Source organism: Halomonas sp. ND22Bw (assembly GCF_003011945.1).
Classification (GTDB): Bacteria; Pseudomonadota; Gammaproteobacteria; order Pseudomonadales; family Halomonadaceae; genus Halomonas; species Halomonas halophila.
The window spans coordinates 1-460 of the sequence record NZ_PXWD01000155.1 but is presented as its reverse complement, the minus strand read 5'-3'; the positions used below and the strand labels follow the sequence as shown (position 1 = coordinate 460).

Below are 460 nucleotides of genomic sequence, written 5' to 3'. Positions count from 1 at the left end.
ATGATGATCGTCCACGGACCCAGACGCGCGTCGGGTCCGGCGGCGTCCAGGATCATCTGAAGGATGGTCGGCACGCAGTGGGAATAGGTCACGCCCTCGTCGCGTTTCAGCGCCAGCAGGCGCTCCGGGACATAGCGGCCGGGATAGACCTGTTTCAGGCCCAACACGGTCGCGACATAGGGCAAACCCCAGGCGTGAACATGGAACATCGGCGTGATGGGCATATAGACGGAGTCACGCCACAACCCCTGTTCAACCGGTTGCTGTCCCATGGCCAGCCCGACCGCCAGCGTATGCAGGACAAGCTGGCGGTGACTGAAGGTCACCGCCTTCGGCAGGCCCGTCGTGCCGGTCGTGTGGAAGGTGGTGGCCAGAGCGTTCTGGTCGAAATGTTCGTTCGGGAAGCGCGTGTCGTCCGGCGGGTGGTGAGGTGCTTACTGCCCTTCAGGGCGCTCGATGG

1 pseudogene is annotated in these 460 nt (G+C 63.9%); it reads right to left on the bottom strand.

Going from position 1 to position 460, the window contains the following annotated elements:
• Positions 1-386, bottom strand: a pseudogene (locus CVH10_RS17445) (AMP-binding protein); the annotation flags it as partial.
• Positions 387-460 lie beyond the last annotated feature (74 nt).